Genomic DNA, 15571 nt, shown 5'->3' with positions numbered 1-15571 from the left:
GTCATGACCGCACTGTCGTTCAGCGAGCACCGGAAGATCCTGCTCGGGGTGGCCTACCGCATCCTGGGCAGCGTCACCGACGCCGAAGACGTCGTCCAGGAGACGTGGCTGCGCTGGTCGCAGCTTCCCGAGGGGTACGCCGACGACGAGCGCGCCTATCTCGTGCGCATCGCCACGAACCTGGCGCTCGACCGGCTCCGCCAGGCCAAGAGCCGCCGGGAATCCTATGTCGGGCCGTGGCTGCCGGAGCTGGTCAGCACGCCCGACGTCGCCGAGGAGGCGGAGCTCGCCGACACGGTGGAGCTGGCGCTCCTGGTGGTGCTGGAGACCCTCTCGCCGCTGGAGAGGGCGGTGTTCGTGCTGAGGGAGGCGTTCGGCTACAGCCACGCCGAGATCGGCGCGATCCTGGGCCGGGACGAACCGGCGATCCGCCAGCTCGCCAAGCGCGCCCGCGACCACGTCAGGGAGCGCCGTCCGCGCTTCGACGTCGACCGGGGCGAGCGCCGCGCGATCACCGAGCGGTTCGTCAGCGCCGCCGCCGGGGGCGACCTCGACGGCCTGACCGCCCTGCTGGCCAAGGACGTCACGCTGGTCGGCGACGGCGGCGGCAAGGCCAGGGCGCCGCGCAACGTCCTGGCGGGGGCGGCGAACGTGGCGAGGTTCCTGCTCGCGATCGCCTCGGAGCGCGGCGTGAGCCGTTTCCTGAACGACCTCTCGGCCGACCTCCCCGCCGACCTCACGATCGAGATCGGCGACGTCAACGGCGGCCCGGCGGTGGTCGTCCAGGCCGACGGGCGGGTGGTGGCGGTGCTCTCGCTGGTGGTGGCCGACGGGCTGGTGGAGACCGTCTATGTCGTGGCCAATCCGGAGAAGATGTCACATCTGTGAGCCGTGACCCGTCCACGGGTGCATGACGCAGATCACCATCATCGGCGGCGGGCTCGCCGGGCTCACGGCCGCCATCGCCTGCGCGGAGGAGGGCGCGGGCGTCGTCCTCCACGAGGCCCACCAGACCCTCGGCGGCCGGGCCCGCTCGACCGCGGCGCCCTACGTCGCCAACGACGGCACCCACGTCCTCTACTCCGACGGCGCGCCGTTCCGCTGGCTCGACCGGCGCGGCCTGGCCGGGCCCCACCGGAGGCTGGGCCAGAGGGAGTTCCGGAAGTTCCGGGTCCTGTACGGCTCCCGCCTGCGCTCCAGCCCTCCGCGTCCCCTGGTCGGAGCTCTCCTGAGACGGCGTTACGAGGCCCCCGTACACGAGAGCTTCGCCGCCTGGGGCCACCGCCACCTGGGCGAGGAGGCGACCCAGGCGGTGGCCGGCCTGCTGGGTGTGGTCACCTACGAGGCCGATCCCGGCCGTCTGTCGGCCAGGTTCGTCTGGGACCGCTTCCGGCGGGTCTCCCGCCCCGCCTTCCCCGCGCCCCGCTACGTCGTCGGCGGCTGGGGCCGCATGATCGACCGCATGGCCGCGCGGGCCCGCGACCTCGGCGTGGCGATCGAGACCGGATCGAGGGTCACCGGCCTCCCCGAGGGCCCGGTGATCGTCGCCACCAGCCTGGACGCCGCCCGCTCCCTCCTCGGGGATCCCGCCCTGACCTGGGAGAGCGGCCGGGCGGCCCTGCTCGACCTGGGCGTGGACCGGCACCCGGACGACGCCTTCCTGGTCGCCGATCTCGACGAGGGCGGATTCTTGGAACGGTACTCCTCCCCCGATCCGTCGCTGGCCCCGGCCGGAAAGAGCCTGATTCAGATGCAGATGCCCCTGCGTCCCGGAGAGGGCAGGATCGCGGCGATCGCCCGGTTGGAAAGACTCGCCGATCTGGGTCTCCCCGGCTGGCGCGAGCGGGTCGCCTGGCGCAGGGAGGCCCTGGCCAACGGCCGCACCGGCGCCCTTGACCTGCCAGGACAGACCTGGCGGGACCGTCCGGCCATCGACCGGGGAGACGGGGTGTGGCTGGCCGGGGACGCCGTCGCGGCCCCCGGTCTGCTGGGCGAGGTGGCGGTCAACAGCGCCCTGGAAGCGGCCCGCCAGGCGGTCAGATCAACAAGGAAGGCGCGACTGGTGACGTAAAGGATGGGGGGCAGATTGGCCCGATCCACCTCCCATGGCCTAGGCTTGTTAAGTGGTCGCCCGAGGCGAGGTCAGGTCGCCTCGGGCGGCCACCCTTGTGTCCGGGGCCGGGCAGGCCCCCAGACCCCGCCGAGACCCCGCTAACCGCGCGACACGCGGGTCGTCATCGCCAGTTCCTCGCCGTCGAAGGCGAGGTCGACCGCGACGGCGTTGAGCTCCCCGGTGCTGGTCAGATGGGTTCCGCCACACGGGATCGAGGCCTCGGCCCCCGGCAGCAGGCAGCGCCAGGTGCGGCGGGCGGTCAGATCCTCGTCGGGACAGTCGACCCAGACGGGCGCGTCGGCCGCGATCCACTCCTTGAGCCGCTCCCGCACCTGCGAGGTCACCGCCGGCAGGTCGAGCCCGGCCGCGTCGAACCCCTTGCGCCGCAGCGACTTCCCGAGCCGGTAGACGTCGCGGCTCCCGTGGTTGAGGATCCGCGACGAGGTGATCGCGAGCTGGTCGAAGTCGGGGTGTCCCAGGCTGTCGAGCCGGGCCTCCTTGCGCCACAACGGCGCCAGCGCCTCGTTGAGCGCCAGCGCCGTCAGGTGACACGCGGTGTGGCCGGCCGAGAAGCCGTGCCGCCGGTCGGGGTCGACCCACAGTTCGACCTGGCCCTCGATGGGCTCCTCCATGATGTGGACGACCAGCCACGTCCAGCCCTCGGCCCCCCGCTTCACCGGGATCTCGTCGCCGATGTGGAGCGCGCCGCCGTCAGTCGCACCGGTCAGGCAGTCGACCACCCGGGCCCCGGCGAGCAGGCCGGTGTCGGCGGGCTGGTCGGGCCAGGCGTGGTCGAGTGGGTGGAACGGCGTCCGGGCCACGATCACTCCGTGGCCGCCCCCCAGCGGCACCCGCGCGACCACTTCCGACGACCCGGTCAGCCCGCCCCTGGGATACGTGACCTGGGTCGATGCGCGAAGGTCCATAATCTTCATTATCGGGCACGCCGTCGAGAAGCCGATCGCCGCCCGCGTACCACCCCGTGACGGCCTGCCCCGCGACCACCACGAAGAGCAGCGCGAACGGCAGCGTCCAGCCGCCGGAGAGCTGGTAGAGCAGGCCCACGACGAACGGCCCGGCCCCGGCGATGAGATATCCGGCGCTCTGCCCGAAGGCCGACAGCGCGGCGGTGGCCTCGGCGGTCCGGGTCCGCAGCCCCAGCAGCGCCAGGGCCAGCGGGAACGACCCCATGGCCAGCGACAGCACGATCGTCCACAGCACGATCGCCTGGCCGGTCATCAGACCGGCGAAGCCGACGGCGTAGATCGCGACGAACGCGAGCACGAGGGGCCGCTGGGAGCGCATCCGGGCCGCCAGCGCGGGCACCACGAGCGAGACCGGGATGCCGACCGCGGCGAAGATCGCCATGATGGTCCCGGTCTGCTCGCCGGTGAACCCGTGGTCCAGCAGGAACTGGGGGAACCAGCCGAAGATGACGTACGCGATCAGGCTCTGCGACCCGAAATACCCGGCCATGGCCAGGGCGAGCCGGTTCCTGATCAGGTCACCGGGCTTGATCCCGGCCGCCGCCCCGCGCTCGGGCTCGGTGCGCAGCAGCGCGAGCCACGGGATGACCGCCACGGCCGCCAGCGCCGCCCAGACCCCCAGGGCGATGTGCCAGTTGCCGTCGGCGGCCTTCTGGATCGGCACGGTCGCGGCGGCCGAGATCATCGTGCCGAAGGCGAGGCCGACGGAGTAGAGCGTGGTCAGCGGCCCGGGGCGGCCCGGGAAGTGGCGCTTGATCAGCGTCGGGATCAGCACGTTGCCGATCGCGCCGCCCGACAGGGCGACCGCGCTGGCCAGCAGGAACACCGGGATGCCGTCCACCATCGACCGCACCAGCAGGCCCACGCCGGTGAGCACCAGCGCGATCACCAGCAGCCGGTGTTCCCCGGCCCTTCGGGACAGGGCCGGGGTCACCGCGCCGAAGGCCGCGAAGCAGAGGACCGGCAGCGTGGTGAGCACCCCCGCGGTCACCGCGGACATGCCGAGAGAGTCCCTGACCTGGTCCAGTACAGGGCCGACACTGCTGACCGCGGTGCGCAGGTTCAGCGCGGCCAGCACGATCCCCAAGGCGACCAGCCAGGCGATCGATCCGGTACGGCTACGGCGGGCGGCGATCGCTGCCATGCCTGACTCAGTCCCCCACTCATCGAATCATCCTATGATTCGACAAAGTTTAGGACCATTTTGTCTAGTTAGGCAAACTGGGCGTAACAAAGCGGGCGGCCCGAAGGCCGCCCGCCAAGGTCAGACGACGGGCGGGGTGAGCGGGGGGCCGTCGTCGTGCCGGGGGTTGCCGTGGGCGCCGGGCATCCCGGGGGTGGCTCCGGGAGCGGGCAGGCCGGTGTCGCCCGGGAGGGTGCCGCCGGGCTCGTGCCGGTCGCCGACCGAGCCGCGCCAGCCGCCGGTCTCGCCGCCGCGCGACTCGATGAACTCCTTGAACCTGCCGAGGTCGCCCTTGACGCGCATGCGGACGATCTGCAGCGCGTCGCCCATGGTCTCGGTGAACCCCTCGGGGTCGTACTCCATCCGCAGGGTGACCCGGCACGAACCGGCGCCCAGCGTCTCGAAGGTCACCGTCCCGGACTGGCGGGGACGCTCCAGCGAGCGCCACTCGATCCGGTGGTCGGGGTTCTGCTCGGTGATCTCGGCGTCGAACTCGCGCCGGACCCCGGCGATCTCCACGACCCAGTGGGTCCGCCGGTCGTCGAGCTGCTTGACCGACTCGACGCCTTCCATGAACTCGGGGAAGGACTCGAACTGGGTCCACTGGTTGTAGGCGGCCCGGATCGGCACATCCACGTCGACCGTGTTCTCGATGGTGCTCACTGCCGTTCCTCCTGAATTGTGGGGGAACGGTCACACCTGCCCGCGTCCGCGCGTCCTGAACAACCAGACGAGCCCGACTATCGGCAGCACGAGCGGGATGAACAGATAGCCGCTCCCGTAACCCGACCAGACGGTCGCGTGCGGGAAGGCCTGCGCATCGACGACCGACAGGGTCCCGACGACCAGCACCCCGGCCAGTTCGATCAGGCATGCGACCAGCGCCAGGCGCGCGTTCCCCCTGGCCAGCGCCACCGTCAGCACGATGTAGACGACCGCTGCGAAGGCCGAGAGCGCGTAGGCCAGCGGCGCCTCGGAGAACCTCGTGGCGATCTGCACCCCGGCCCGCGCCGAGGCTGCCAGGGCGAAGACGCCGTAGACGGCGACGAGCAGCCGGCCGGGACCGGAGTTGACCCCGGTTCTCACGCCATGTTCCAGATCTGGAGCAGCCGCCCGGTCATCACCCCGGCGGTGAAGGCGCCCACGGCGATCACGGCGGGCCCCCAGCGGGTGCGCTCGGCGCGGCCCCACCACAGCGCGGCGGGCGGGATGACGATCGTGCCGAGGAGATAGCCGACGAAGGTGGCCTGCTCGGTCACCTCACCGGCCCGGGGAAGAGCGATGGCGGCCTGCACGACGAGGGCCACCTCGACCAGGACCAGCCCGGCCAGGATGACGACCCCCATGGGCCGGTTCCGGATCGCCGTGACGAGGGAGACGACGGCCAGCAGCAGGGCGGCGCCGATCACCCATCCGGAGAAGGCGGAGAACATGCCCAGCAGGGTACCGGTGGGCCAGGTCAGTCCGTGTTCCACGTCCGGCGGGCCCGGCCGTGGCCGGGCCCGCCGGTGTGCTGTGCGTTGCGGGCAGGACCCCTCGTCAGCCCTCCGCGGTCTCCCGCAGCAGCAGGTCCACCACGTCGGTGGCCTGCCCCTCCTTCGTGTACGCCATGCGCTGCCGCGCCGCCGACCCGCCCAGCCGCACGGCCTGGTGGGCCAGATCGGAGATCGTCTCCCAGTCGCCCAGCGCCTCAAGAGTGGGGCGCAGCTCGTCCAGCAGCGTGCCGACCAGCGCCGACGCCGGGCCGGGCTTGCCGGTGAGCGGCGAGATGAGGTCGCCGCTCAGACCCGAGCGGGCCGCCCGCCAGGTCGCGGCCCGCATCATCGCGGGCCGCTGGTCGAACCGGGGCGGCGCGCCGGCCTCCACGGCGTCGGTCTCCCGGACGACCAGCGCCCGGAACAGCCCGGCCAGCAGCACCATGTCGTCGACCCGGGGCACCGAGTCGCACACCCGCAGCTCCATCGTCGGCACGTGCGCCGACAGGCGGATGTCGAAGTAGACCATCCCCCGGTCGTCGATCACGCCCGAGGTGACCAGGTCGGCCACCGCCTGGTCGTATTCGGCCGCCGACCCGAACGGCCCGAGCGGCCCGGCGGTCGGCCAGCGCTGCCAGGCCAGGGCCCGGCTGCTGGCGTAGCCGCTGTCGGTCTCGAACCAGTAGGGCGAACTCGCGGAAAGGGCGAGGAGGGCGGGCAGCCAGGGCTGCACCCGCTGCGCCACCAGCACGGCCAGGTCGCGGTCGCTGATCTCGACGTGGCACTGGCCGCCGCAGATGAACTGCTCGCGGGCGATGAACTGGTAGGTGTCGAGGAGGTATTCGTAGCGTTCGTCCGGGGTGAGCTCGAAACCGTCGTCGCCGTGCAGCGGGGCGGTGCCAGAGCCGATGATGCCGAGACCGTGGGATTCCGCGTTGGCGATCAGCTGCCGCCGCAGGTCGACCAGGTTCGCGCGGAGGGCGGCGAGGTCGGGGGTAGGGGTGCTGTTGGTCTCGACGACGGCCCGCTGGAGTTCGGCCGCGAAGTTGCTGTCGGGGAGCCCGTCGAGGACGACATGGGCCTGAGGGGTCAGCCGGCGGCTGACGAGGTCGACGACGTGGAATTCCTCTTCCACGCCCAGCGCCACCAAGCGAGTCATAAGGTCTGATCTACCCATCATCCGGAGAATGAGCACGAACTAGGTCAAGCTCTCTAGCCAGGCCTGATGCAGGCCCGCGTACCGTCCCGACGCGGCGATCAGCTCGCCGGGCGGGCCGTCTTCCACCACCCGGCCGTCGTCGATCACGAGAACGCGGTCGGCGATCTCGACGGTCGACAGCCGGTGGGCGATGATCAGGGCGGTCCGGCCGGTCAGCACGGTCCGCAGGGCCCGCTGCACGAGCCGTTCGCTGGGCACGTCGAGGCTGGAGGTGGCCTCGTCGAGGATGAGCACGGCCGGGTCGGCCAGGAACACCCGGGCGAACGCGACGAGCTGCCGCTGCCCGGCCGACATGCGGGCGCCCCGTTTGCCCGCCTCGCCGTCGAGCGAGGCGACGAACCCCCGCACCCCGACCGCCGCCGCTGCCGCCTCGACCTCGGCGGTCGTCGCCGACGGCCGCCCGAACCTGATGTTGTCGGCCACGCTGCCGCCGAACAGGTAGTTCTCCTGGGTGACCATGACCACCGCCCGCCGCAGCGAAGCCTCGCCGAGGTCGCGCAGGTCGACGCCGTCGAGGGTGATCCGGCCGGTGACCGGGTCGTAGAACCGGGCGATCAGCTTGGCCAGGGTGGTCTTCCCGGCCCCGGTCGCCCCGACCACCGCGACGATCTGGCCTGCCGGGATGACCAGGTCGAGCCGGTGGAGCACCGGCACGTCGGGGTGGTAGTGGAAGCGCACGTCCTGGAACCGGACCTCTCCCCTGGCCGCCGGCAGGGCGACCGGGACGAGCGGCTCGGCCACCCCGGGGCGTTCTTCCAGCACGCCCGACAGTTTCTCCAGCGCGGCGCCCGCGGACTGCAACGTGTTGTAAAAATTGGAAATCTCCTGCATCGGCTCGTAGAACTGCCGCAGATACAGCAGGAACGCGGCCAGCACCCCGACCGTGACCTCGCCCTGGACGGCCAGCCAGCCGCCGTACAGCAGGACCGCCGCGACGGTGAGGTTGCCGAGCAGCTTCACGCCGGGCTGGAACACCGCGATCAGCCGCATGCCGGCCAGGTTCGCGGCGCGGTAGCGCTCGTCGAGCTCCTCGAAGATCTCTTGGTTGCGCGGCTCGCGGCGGAAGGTCTGCGCCGCCCGGATCCCGGTCATCGACTCCACGAAGTGGACGATCACCGCCGCGACCGCCTCCCGGCTGCGGCGGTAGGTCGTCAGGGAGGCGCGCCGGAACCACCGCGTCATCAGGAACAGCGCCGGGAACGGCGCCAGCGCCACCAGGCCGAGGTGCACGTCGAGGATCAGCAGCATCGCGGCCGTGCCGAACAGCGTCAGCACGGCGGTGATCAGCCCGTCGAAGCCGCCTTCGAGCAGTTCGGCGATGGCCTCCACGTCGGAGGTCAGCCGCGAGATCACCCGCCCCGAGGTGTACTTCTCGTGGAAGGCCGGGGAGAGCCGCTGGAAGTGCTCGAACAGCCGGCGGCGCAGCTCCAGCAGCGTCTCCTGGCCGATCTGGCCGGAGAACCGCAGGAAGGCCTGCCGGGTCAGCGCCTGGGTGACCGCCGCGCCGAGGATGGCCGCCACGATCATCGACAGGGTCCGCGTCCCGGCGGGGACGCCGGTGTCGATGCCGATCTTGACGAGATAGGGGATCGACAGGCCCGCCGCGTTCGACACCACGATCAGCGCGACGAGCAGCCCGATCGCCCTGCGGTGGGGCCGCAGCAGGTCGCCCAGCAGCCGCCGTGACCGGGCCCGGAGCAGCACGTTGGCCTCGTCGTCGAGGTCGTCGCGGTTCTCCGCCGCGACGCCGCGCCAATCGGTCAACTGAGCACCTCCTCCGCGGCCAGAAGCGCCCGGTACCCCGGCACCCCGGCCAGTAACTCCCGGTGAGTGCCGACATGGGTGATCGTGCCGCCGTCGAGGAGGGCGACCCGGTCGGCGAGCAGCACGGTGGAGGCCCGGTGGGCGACCACGATGCCGGTCGCGTCGGCCAGCACGCCGCGCAGCGCGTCCTCCACCAGCGCCTCGGTCTCGACGTCGAGCGCCGACAGCGTGTCGTCGAGCACCAGGACACGCGGCCTGCCGAGCACCGCGCGGGCCAGCGCGAGCCGCTGCCGCTGCCCGCCCGACAGAGACATGCCCTGCTCCCCGATCCGGGTGTCGAGCCCCCAGGGCAGGTCGTAGGCGAACGTGGCCTGCGCGATCTCCAGGGCCTCCCGCACGTCGGCGTCGGTGGCGTCGCGGTGACCGAGCGTCACGTTCTCCCGCACGCTCATCGAGAAGAGCGTGGCCTCCTCGAAGGCGGTCGCCACGGTCGACCGCAGCGACGGCAGCGTCAGGTCGCGCACGTCGTGGCCGTCGATGCTCACCCGCCCCGAGGTGACGTCGAGGAGCCGGGGCACGAGCGACGTGAGGGTGGTCTTGCCCGAGCCGGTCGCCCCCACGACGGCGACGGTCTCGCCGGGCCGCACCTCCAGCCACAGGTCCTGGAGCACCGGCCGGTCGGCGCCCGGGAACCGGAACCCGGCCCCCTCGAACCGCAGATGCCCGCGCGGCCGGTCGAGCACGAGCGTCCCGCCGACGATCGACGGCTCGGTGTCGAGCACTTCGAGGACCCGGTCGGCGGCGGTGATCGCCTCCTGTCCCATCGCCAGGATGAACCCGAGCGAGGACACCGGCCAGACGAGCTGCAGGACGAAGGTCGTGAACGCCACCAGCGCGCCCAGCGTCAGCGCTCCCTGCCCGACCGCCGTCGCGCCCAGCAGCAGCACCAGCGCGAGGGTGACGCTCGGCACGATCTCCAGGAACGTGAAGAACCGCGACGACAGCCGGACCTTCTCCAGCGCGGTGTCCCTGACGACGACCGCGAGGCCGTCGTACCGGGAGAAGACGTGGCCGCCCCGGCCGAACGCCTTGATGGTCCGGATCCCGAGCGCCGACTCCTCGACGTGGGTGGCCAGGTCGCCCTGGCGGTCCTGGAGGGCGCGGGAGATCACCCGGTAGCGCTTCTCGAACCGGGCCGACACCACGATGATCGGCACGGCGGCCAGCGCCACCAGCAGGCCGAGCGGCCAGTAGAGGCGCAGGAGCAGGATCGTCACCACGACGAGCTGGATGACGTTCATGACCAGGAACAGCGCGCCGAACCCGAAGAAGCGGCGGATCGTGCCGAGGTCGGTGGTGGCCCGGGAGAGGAGCTGCCCCGACTGCCACTCGTCGTGGAAGCTCATCGGCAGCCGCTGGAGATGGGCGTAGATGTCGTCGCGGAGGGCGGTCTCGACGCCGAACACCGCGATGCCCTGCAGCCAGCGGCGCAGGCAGATCATGACCGCCTCGACCACGCCCAGCGCGAGGGCGAGCAGGCCGAGGGGGGTCAGTGCGGCGAGGTCACCGGCGGCGATCGGGCCGTCGATGATCTCCTTGCCGATCAGGGGGATCGCGAGCCCGGCGGCGATGCCGACCACGGCGGCGATCCAGCTGAGGACGATGACGGAGGTGAAGGGCCGGAGATAGGACTTGAGTCGCCAGAGGGACAACAAAGCCATGTCCCAACTGTTGCCGACTCAGCCCGTTTCCAGGGGGTGACTATCGCGTGGCGTCGTCCTGGAACTCCGGTTTGTCGTCGCTGCTGACGGGCTCGGGGAGGGTGCCGGCGTTGTGCTCCACCAGCCGCCAGCCCTTGCGCCCCTCCTTGAGCACCGACCACGAGCAGTTGCCGAGCCCGCCGAGGGTGTGCCAGAGCTCCCTCGGCAGCCCGAGCACGCCGAGCATGCCCAGGCGCAGCGCGGCGCCGTGGGAGGCGACCACGAGCAGCCCGTCGTCGTCGATCTCCTCGGCCCACCGCAGGATCGCGGCCGACGCGCGGGCGGCGACCTCGACCTCGGTCTCGCCGCCCGGCGGCTCGAAGGCGGCGTATTCGGCCGGCCAGCGGGCCTTCATCACGTCACCGGTCAGGCCCTCCCACTCACCGCCGCCGCGCTCGCGCAGCTCCTTGTCGACGGTGACGGGCAGGCCGGTCAGCCGCCCGAGCGCCAGAGCGGTCTCGTGGGCCCGGCTCAGATCGCTCGACACGATCTTCGTGGGCCGGAGGGCGGCCAGCAGCGACGCGGCCCTGGCCGCCTGGGCGATCCCGGTCTCGTCGAGCGGGATGTCGGTGTGGCCCTGGAACCGGTGTTCGGCGTTCCAGGCGGTCTGGCCGTGCCGGAGGCAGACGATCCGCCGGCTCACTCCTCACCCCGCGACCGTTGGGCGGCCGCCTGGGCGACGCTCTCGGGGAGCTCGATGGGCGGGCAGTCCTTCCAGAGCCGCCCCAGCCCGTAGAAGTTGTGCTCCTCTTCGTGCTGGACGTGGACCACGATGTCGACGAAGTCGAGCAGGACCCAGCGGCCCTCCCGCTCGCCCTCGCGGCGGACGGGCTTGGCCCCGGCCTCGACGCGCAGGCGGTCTTCGATCTCGTCGACGATGGCGCGGACCTGGCGGTCGTTGGAGGCGGAGCAGACGACGAAGGCGTCGGTGATCACCAGCCGGTCGCTCACGTCGTAGGCGACGATGTCGTCGGCGAGCTTGTCGGCCGCGGCCTCGGCGGCGACCGATACGAGCTGGATCGAGCGTTCAGATGCGGTCACGATGCGGTTTGTTCCTCCATGACGGGGATTGAGATCCCAGAGTGCCCACCCGTCGGCGTGCTCTTCAAGCCTATTGCCGCCCTATCGGTAAAGACCCCGCTTGCCGATGTACTGGACGATGCCGTCGGGAACCAGGTACCAGATCGGCTGCCCCGCCCCCACCCGGTCACGGCACTCCGACGACGAGATCGACAGCGCCGGGACCTCGATCAGGCTGACCTTCCCGCTCGGCAGCCCCGGGTCCTGGAGGGTGTGACCGGGGCGGGTGCAGCCGACGAAATGGGCGATCGTGAACAGCTCCTCGACGTCCCGCCAGCCCAGGATCTGGGCCAGCGCGTCGGCGCCGGTGATGAAGTAGAGCTCGGTCTCCGGGCCGTAGGCCTCGGCGATGTCACGCAGCGTGTCGATCGTGTAGGTCGGCCCCGGCCGGTCGACGTCGACCCGGCTGACCGAGAAGCGCGGGTTCGACGCGGTCGCTATCACCGTCATCAGATAGCGGTCCTCGGGGGCCGACACCGTCCGTTCGGCCTTCTGCCACGGCCGGCCCGTCGGGACGAACACCACCTCGTCGAGGTCGAAGTGGTGCGCGACCTCGCTGGCGGCCACCAGGTGGCCGTGGTGGATGGGGTCGAACGTGCCGCCCATGATCCCAAGCCGCCTGGTCGCGGCTCCGTTTCTCATACGACGGACGATAACGTTGACGCGCGGCGGCCCAAGCACCGACGTAGCATGCCGAGCATGACCACTCCCGATCGCAGCCGTACACCGCTGCCCGGCATCAGCTCCCGCGCTTACGAACACCCCGCCGACCGGTCCGCTCTGGTGGCGATGCGGTCGCTGACCGGGTTCGACTCGGTGCTCAAGCGCACCTCCGGGCTGTTCTCAGAGCGCCGCCTGCGCCTGATGTTCCTCGCCTCGGCCGTCCGCACGTCGGAGACCCAGTTCCGGGCCCTCTACGACATGGGCCGCGACAGCGCCTACATCCTCGACCTGGCCAGGATCCCCGAGGTCTACGTCCAGCAGGACCCCAAGGTCTACGCGATGGCGATCGGCTTCGACGAGCCGTTCATCGTGGTCTCGACCGGCTGTCTCGACCTGCTCGACGACGAGGAGCTGCGCTTCGTCATCGGCCACGAGACCGCCCACATCCTGTCGGGCCACGCGGTCTACGGCACGATGCTCCAGATCCTCACCCGCCTGGCCACCCGCGTCGCCTGGATCCCGCTCGGCTACATCGGCCTGCGCGTGATCGTCGCCGCCCTCGAAGAGTGGGCCCGCAAGGCCGAGATGTCCGCCGACCGGGGCGGTCTGCTCGCCGGTCAGGACCCCGACGCCGCGCTCCGCGCCCTGATGAAGCTGGCCGGCGGCTCCCGCCTCCACGAGATGAACATCGAGGCCTTCCTCGACCAGGCCCGCGAGTACGACACCGCCGGTGACGTCCGCGACGGCCTGCTCAAGGTGCTGAACCTGCTCGGCACCACCCACCCGTTCGCCGTCACCCGGGTCGCCGAGCTCGACCGCTGGCGCCGCAGCGGCGAATACGACCACATCCTCACCGGCGACTACGCCCGCCGCACCGACGACCACAACGCCAAGCTGTCCGACGAGGTCAAGGCCGCCGCGGCGTCCTACCGCGAGTCGTGGTCGCAGTCGCAGGACCCGTTCATCGGCGTGCTGCGCGACGTCGCCGAGGGCGCGGTCAACGCCGGCGAGCGGATCTTCAACCGGTTCTCCCGGAGGGAGAACTGAAGGCAGGGTTCGCGCCGCGAGAACTGATCGCGGGCTAGAAGACCGACCCGACGATCCGGACCGCCGCGGCGCAGATGGCGACGAAGCCGCCGAGCACCGCCAGCGCGCGCAGACCCTCCCTGCGCAGCTCCGGCAGCTCGGCGCCGACCTTCTCGACCTCACGGCCGATGATCGCGCCGCAGACCACGCTGAAGACGAGCCCCGCGACCGTGACGGGCACGGCCTGGTCCCACCAGTCGGGGGCCAGGCGGCCTCCCGCGGTCGCCCACATCGCCCCGAACGCCAGCGCCCCGGCGGGCAGCCCCGGCCAGGCGACCCCGGCGATCAGCGCCCCGGAGAACGACACCGGGAACAGCCCGATCCGCAGGGCCTTGTTCATCCGCCCCGGCCGCCGTCTGCGCGTCAGCCAGTGCCCCACCCAGAGGGTCCGCGCCAGCACGACGAACACCCCGGTCACCCCGAACGTGGCGGCCGGGTAGACCACACACCCGATCACGCAGGGCACCGCCACGGCCGCCAGCACCAGCAGCGAGTTGCCGCCGGTGGGCATCGCCTCCGGCGGCTTGACCGCCCGCCTGCGCCGCGTCTGCACAGCGGCCTCCGCGCCCAGCCGCGAGTCGGCCTCCTGCTCCTTGCCGCGCTCCTTGCCGCGACGCGCCTCCACCGACACGGCGGCGGCCTCCCGGGTCCGGCGGCCGGACCCGGCGGACTCGGCGGCGTTCCCCCGGCGCGCCCCGTCGGCGTCGCCAGAGCTGGAGTCCCTGCTCCGCCGCCCGGTGTCGGCCGAGGCCGCTTCCCGGCTGTCGGCATCCTTCCCCCGACGCCCGCCATCAGCCGAGCCGCTACCACCCGGATCCCGCGCCCGGCGGCCCCCGTCCGTCGACCCGGAGCCGGTGTCCCGGCCGCCAGCGTCAGCCGGACCCGACCCACCGGCCCGCCGCCCGCCCTCAGCCGAGGCCGAGCCCGTGCCACCGGCATCCCGCGCCCGACGCCCGCCCTCAGCCGAACCAGAGCCGGTGCCACCGGCATCCCGCGTCCAACGCCCGCCCTCGGCGGCAACCGCGCCAGAACCGCTCGAATCCCGCGATCGACGCCCACCATCAGCCGGGCCGCCACCGGCATCCCGGATCCGACGCCCGCCGTCAGCCGCACCCGAGCCACCGGCATCTCGCGTCCTGCGACCGCCATCGGCGGAAGCGGAGCCAGGGCCGCCGGCATCCCGCGACCTACGGCCGCTCTCGCCCGGGATCGAGGCCGCGTCCCGGTCGCCGGCCTCGCGGGCGCGGCGGCCTCCGTCGGTGTCGCGGCCGGCCGACTCCTTGGCCGGTCTGTCCTTGGCGCCGTCCGGACCGGTGCCGCCACGTGGGCGACGGGAGGTCTCGCCGAGGCGGCGGCCGCGGGCCGGGCCGTCGGCCTCGGCTTCCTTCTCCCGTACGTCGTGCTCCTCCGCCGCCCGGGCCAGGCGGGTCATCCGGTCGGCGAGGATGGCGGCGGTGGGGCGTTTGGCCGGGTCGCGGTTGAGGGCGGCCCTGATCTGCGGCAGCAGGGCGGGCGGCACGTCCTTGAGGTCGGCCTTGCCGTGGAGGATGGCGTACATCTGCGACTCGGCCGAGCCGGCGCCGAAGGTCGGGCGGCCGGTCGCGGCGAAGGCCACGGTCGCCGCCCAGGCGTGGAGGTCGGCCGGTTCGCCGACCTGCTCGCCCGCGAAGAGTTCGGGCGCGGCGTACCCGGGCGTGCCGAGGAAGGTCCCGGTCTGGGTCATCCGGGTCGCGTCGAGGACCTGGGCGATGCCGAAGTCGATCAGCACCGGCCCCTCGTCGCCCATGAGGACGTTGGCCGGTTTCAGGTCACGATGGACGATCCCGGCCGCGTGGATGATCGCCAGAGCGGTCGCCAGGCCGCGCGCGAGGTGGATCAGCTCGACCTCGGCCAGCGGCCCGTCGCGCTTCACCGCGCTGAGCAGGGTGTCGCCCGCGATGTGCTCCATGACCAGGTAAGGCCGGTCGCCGGAGAGATCGGCGTCGAGGACCCGCGCCACGTAGGGGCTCTCCACCCGGCGCAGCGCGCGCACCTCGCGGTCGAGCCTTAATCGGGCGTCGGCGTCGCCCTCGATGGGCTCACGGAGCATCTTCAGAGCGACCTGTTCGCCCCGTTTCGTGGCCGCGAGATAGACCTCGCCCATGCCACCACGGCCCAGGCGCTCCAGGAGCGCGTATGGGCCGACCCGCCCCAGACGTCCACCCATAGGTCTGGTCACCCTAGTGGAGCGCCACGACATTTC

At 72.1% G+C, this 15571-nt stretch carries 15 protein-coding genes; 3 read left to right on the top strand and 12 right to left on the bottom strand.

Going from position 1 to position 15571, the window contains the following annotated elements:
• Nucleotides 1–3 precede the first annotated feature (3 nt).
• Complete coding sequence (gene sigJ / locus AW270_RS23255; RefSeq protein ID WP_061297266.1) at nucleotides 4–888, top strand: RNA polymerase sigma factor SigJ; 885 nt, start codon at nucleotides 4–6, stop codon at nucleotides 886–888.
• A 22-nt stretch (nucleotides 889–910) separates the two neighbouring features.
• Nucleotides 911–2071, top strand: a complete 1161-nt coding sequence (locus AW270_RS23250; protein WP_061297264.1) for a phytoene desaturase family protein — start codon at nucleotides 911–913, stop codon at nucleotides 2069–2071.
• A 140-nt stretch (nucleotides 2072–2211) separates the two neighbouring features.
• On the opposite strand, the gene AW270_RS23245 is transcribed toward AW270_RS23250, so the two are convergent.
• From AW270_RS23245 to nadD, 11 genes are all read right to left on the bottom strand, one after another.
• Nucleotides 2212–2934, bottom strand: a complete 723-nt coding sequence (locus AW270_RS23245) for an alanyl-tRNA editing protein (RefSeq protein WP_245674820.1) — start codon at nucleotides 2932–2934, stop codon at nucleotides 2212–2214.
• Complete coding sequence (locus tag AW270_RS37935; protein ID WP_245674819.1) at nucleotides 2825–4243, bottom strand: CynX/NimT family MFS transporter; 1419 nt, start codon at nucleotides 4241–4243, stop codon at nucleotides 2825–2827. The genes AW270_RS23245 and AW270_RS37935 overlap by 110 nt, the downstream gene beginning before the upstream one ends.
• 120 nt (nucleotides 4244–4363) lie before the next feature.
• Entirely contained in the window at nucleotides 4364–4945 is a 582-nt protein-coding gene (locus AW270_RS23235) for an SRPBCC family protein (protein WP_082801775.1), read from the bottom strand.
• Nucleotides 4946–4975: 30 nt separating this feature from the next.
• Nucleotides 4976–5368: a hypothetical protein gene (locus AW270_RS23230; protein ID WP_218009315.1), complete on the bottom strand. Its 393-nt coding sequence runs from the start codon at nucleotides 5366–5368 to the stop codon at nucleotides 4976–4978.
• Nucleotides 5365–5715 (bottom strand): hypothetical protein, encoded by a 351-nt coding sequence (locus AW270_RS23225; RefSeq protein WP_061297604.1) that lies wholly within the window; start codon nucleotides 5713–5715, stop codon nucleotides 5365–5367. The genes AW270_RS23230 and AW270_RS23225 overlap by 4 nt, the downstream gene beginning before the upstream one ends.
• Nucleotides 5716–5821: 106 nt before the next feature.
• Nucleotides 5822–6916, bottom strand: a complete 1095-nt coding sequence (locus AW270_RS23220) for a carboxylate-amine ligase (RefSeq protein WP_245674818.1) — start codon at nucleotides 6914–6916, stop codon at nucleotides 5822–5824.
• A 39-nt stretch (nucleotides 6917–6955) separates the two neighbouring features.
• Nucleotides 6956–8740: an ABC transporter ATP-binding protein gene (locus tag AW270_RS23215; protein WP_061297257.1), complete on the bottom strand. Its 1785-nt coding sequence runs from the start codon at nucleotides 8738–8740 to the stop codon at nucleotides 6956–6958.
• Nucleotides 8737–10461 (bottom strand): ABC transporter ATP-binding protein, encoded by a 1725-nt coding sequence (locus AW270_RS23210; RefSeq protein WP_061297256.1) that lies wholly within the window; start codon nucleotides 10459–10461, stop codon nucleotides 8737–8739. Before AW270_RS23210 ends, AW270_RS23215 begins: the two co-directional genes overlap by 4 nt.
• A 40-nt stretch (nucleotides 10462–10501) precedes the next feature.
• Entirely contained in the window at nucleotides 10502–11143 is a 642-nt protein-coding gene (locus AW270_RS23205; RefSeq protein WP_061297254.1) for a histidine phosphatase family protein, read from the bottom strand.
• Nucleotides 11140–11541, bottom strand: coding sequence for a ribosome silencing factor (gene rsfS / locus AW270_RS23200; protein WP_061297252.1), 402 nt, complete (start codon nucleotides 11539–11541; stop codon nucleotides 11140–11142). The genes AW270_RS23205 and rsfS overlap by 4 nt, the downstream gene beginning before the upstream one ends.
• A gap of 81 nt (nucleotides 11542–11622) precedes the next feature.
• Complete coding sequence (gene nadD, locus AW270_RS23195; protein WP_082801774.1) at nucleotides 11623–12222, bottom strand: nicotinate-nucleotide adenylyltransferase; 600 nt, start codon at nucleotides 12220–12222, stop codon at nucleotides 11623–11625.
• Nucleotides 12223–12270: 48 nt separating this feature from the next.
• Between nadD and AW270_RS23190 the strand changes: the two genes are divergently transcribed.
• The gene (locus AW270_RS23190) at nucleotides 12271–13290 is read left to right on the top strand and encodes a M48 family metallopeptidase (RefSeq protein ID WP_082801773.1); all 1020 of its coding nucleotides are present in this window, start codon (nucleotides 12271–12273) and stop codon (nucleotides 13288–13290) included.
• Nucleotides 13291–13324: 34 nt separating this feature from the next.
• Here AW270_RS23190 and AW270_RS23185 read toward each other — a convergent pair whose 3' ends face one another.
• Nucleotides 13325–15535 (bottom strand): serine/threonine protein kinase, encoded by a 2211-nt coding sequence (locus AW270_RS23185; RefSeq protein ID WP_061297247.1) that lies wholly within the window; start codon nucleotides 15533–15535, stop codon nucleotides 13325–13327.
• Between the last annotated feature and the right edge of the window lie 36 nt (nucleotides 15536–15571).

Source organism: Herbidospora cretacea, assembly GCF_001570605.1.
Taxonomy (GTDB): Bacteria; Actinomycetota; Actinomycetes; order Streptosporangiales; family Streptosporangiaceae; genus Herbidospora; species Herbidospora cretacea.
The sequence above is the reverse complement of the archived record's forward strand: the minus strand, read 5'-3'. Positions and strand labels throughout refer to the sequence as shown.

What these genes read in the sequence shown, in the direction of transcription:
- AW270_RS23250 (WP_061297264.1), top strand. Translation starts at nt 911, where the DNA reads ATGACGCAGATCACCATCATCGGCGGCGGGCTCGCCGGGCTCACGGCC.
- AW270_RS23190 (WP_082801773.1), top strand. Translation starts at nt 12,271, where the DNA reads ATGCCGAGCATGACCACTCCCGATCGCAGCCGTACACCGCTGCCCGGC.
- AW270_RS23185 (WP_061297247.1), bottom strand. Translation starts at nt 15,535, where the DNA reads ATGGGTGGACGTCTGGGGCGGGTCGGCCCATACGCGCTCCTGGAGCGC.
- sigJ (WP_061297266.1), top strand. Translation starts at nt 4, where the DNA reads ATGACCGCACTGTCGTTCAGCGAGCACCGGAAGATCCTGCTCGGGGTG.
- AW270_RS23225 (WP_061297604.1), bottom strand. Translation starts at nt 5,715, where the DNA reads ATGTTCTCCGCCTTCTCCGGATGGGTGATCGGCGCCGCCCTGCTGCTG.
- AW270_RS23220 (WP_245674818.1), bottom strand. Translation starts at nt 6,916, where the DNA reads ATGACTCGCTTGGTGGCGCTGGGCGTGGAAGAGGAATTCCACGTCGTC.
- AW270_RS37935 (WP_245674819.1), bottom strand. Translation starts at nt 4,243, where the DNA reads ATGGCAGCGATCGCCGCCCGCCGTAGCCGTACCGGATCGATCGCCTGG.
- nadD (WP_082801774.1), bottom strand. Translation starts at nt 12,222, where the DNA reads ATGAGAAACGGAGCCGCGACCAGGCGGCTTGGGATCATGGGCGGCACG.
- AW270_RS23210 (WP_061297256.1), bottom strand. Translation starts at nt 10,461, where the DNA reads ATGGCTTTGTTGTCCCTCTGGCGACTCAAGTCCTATCTCCGGCCCTTC.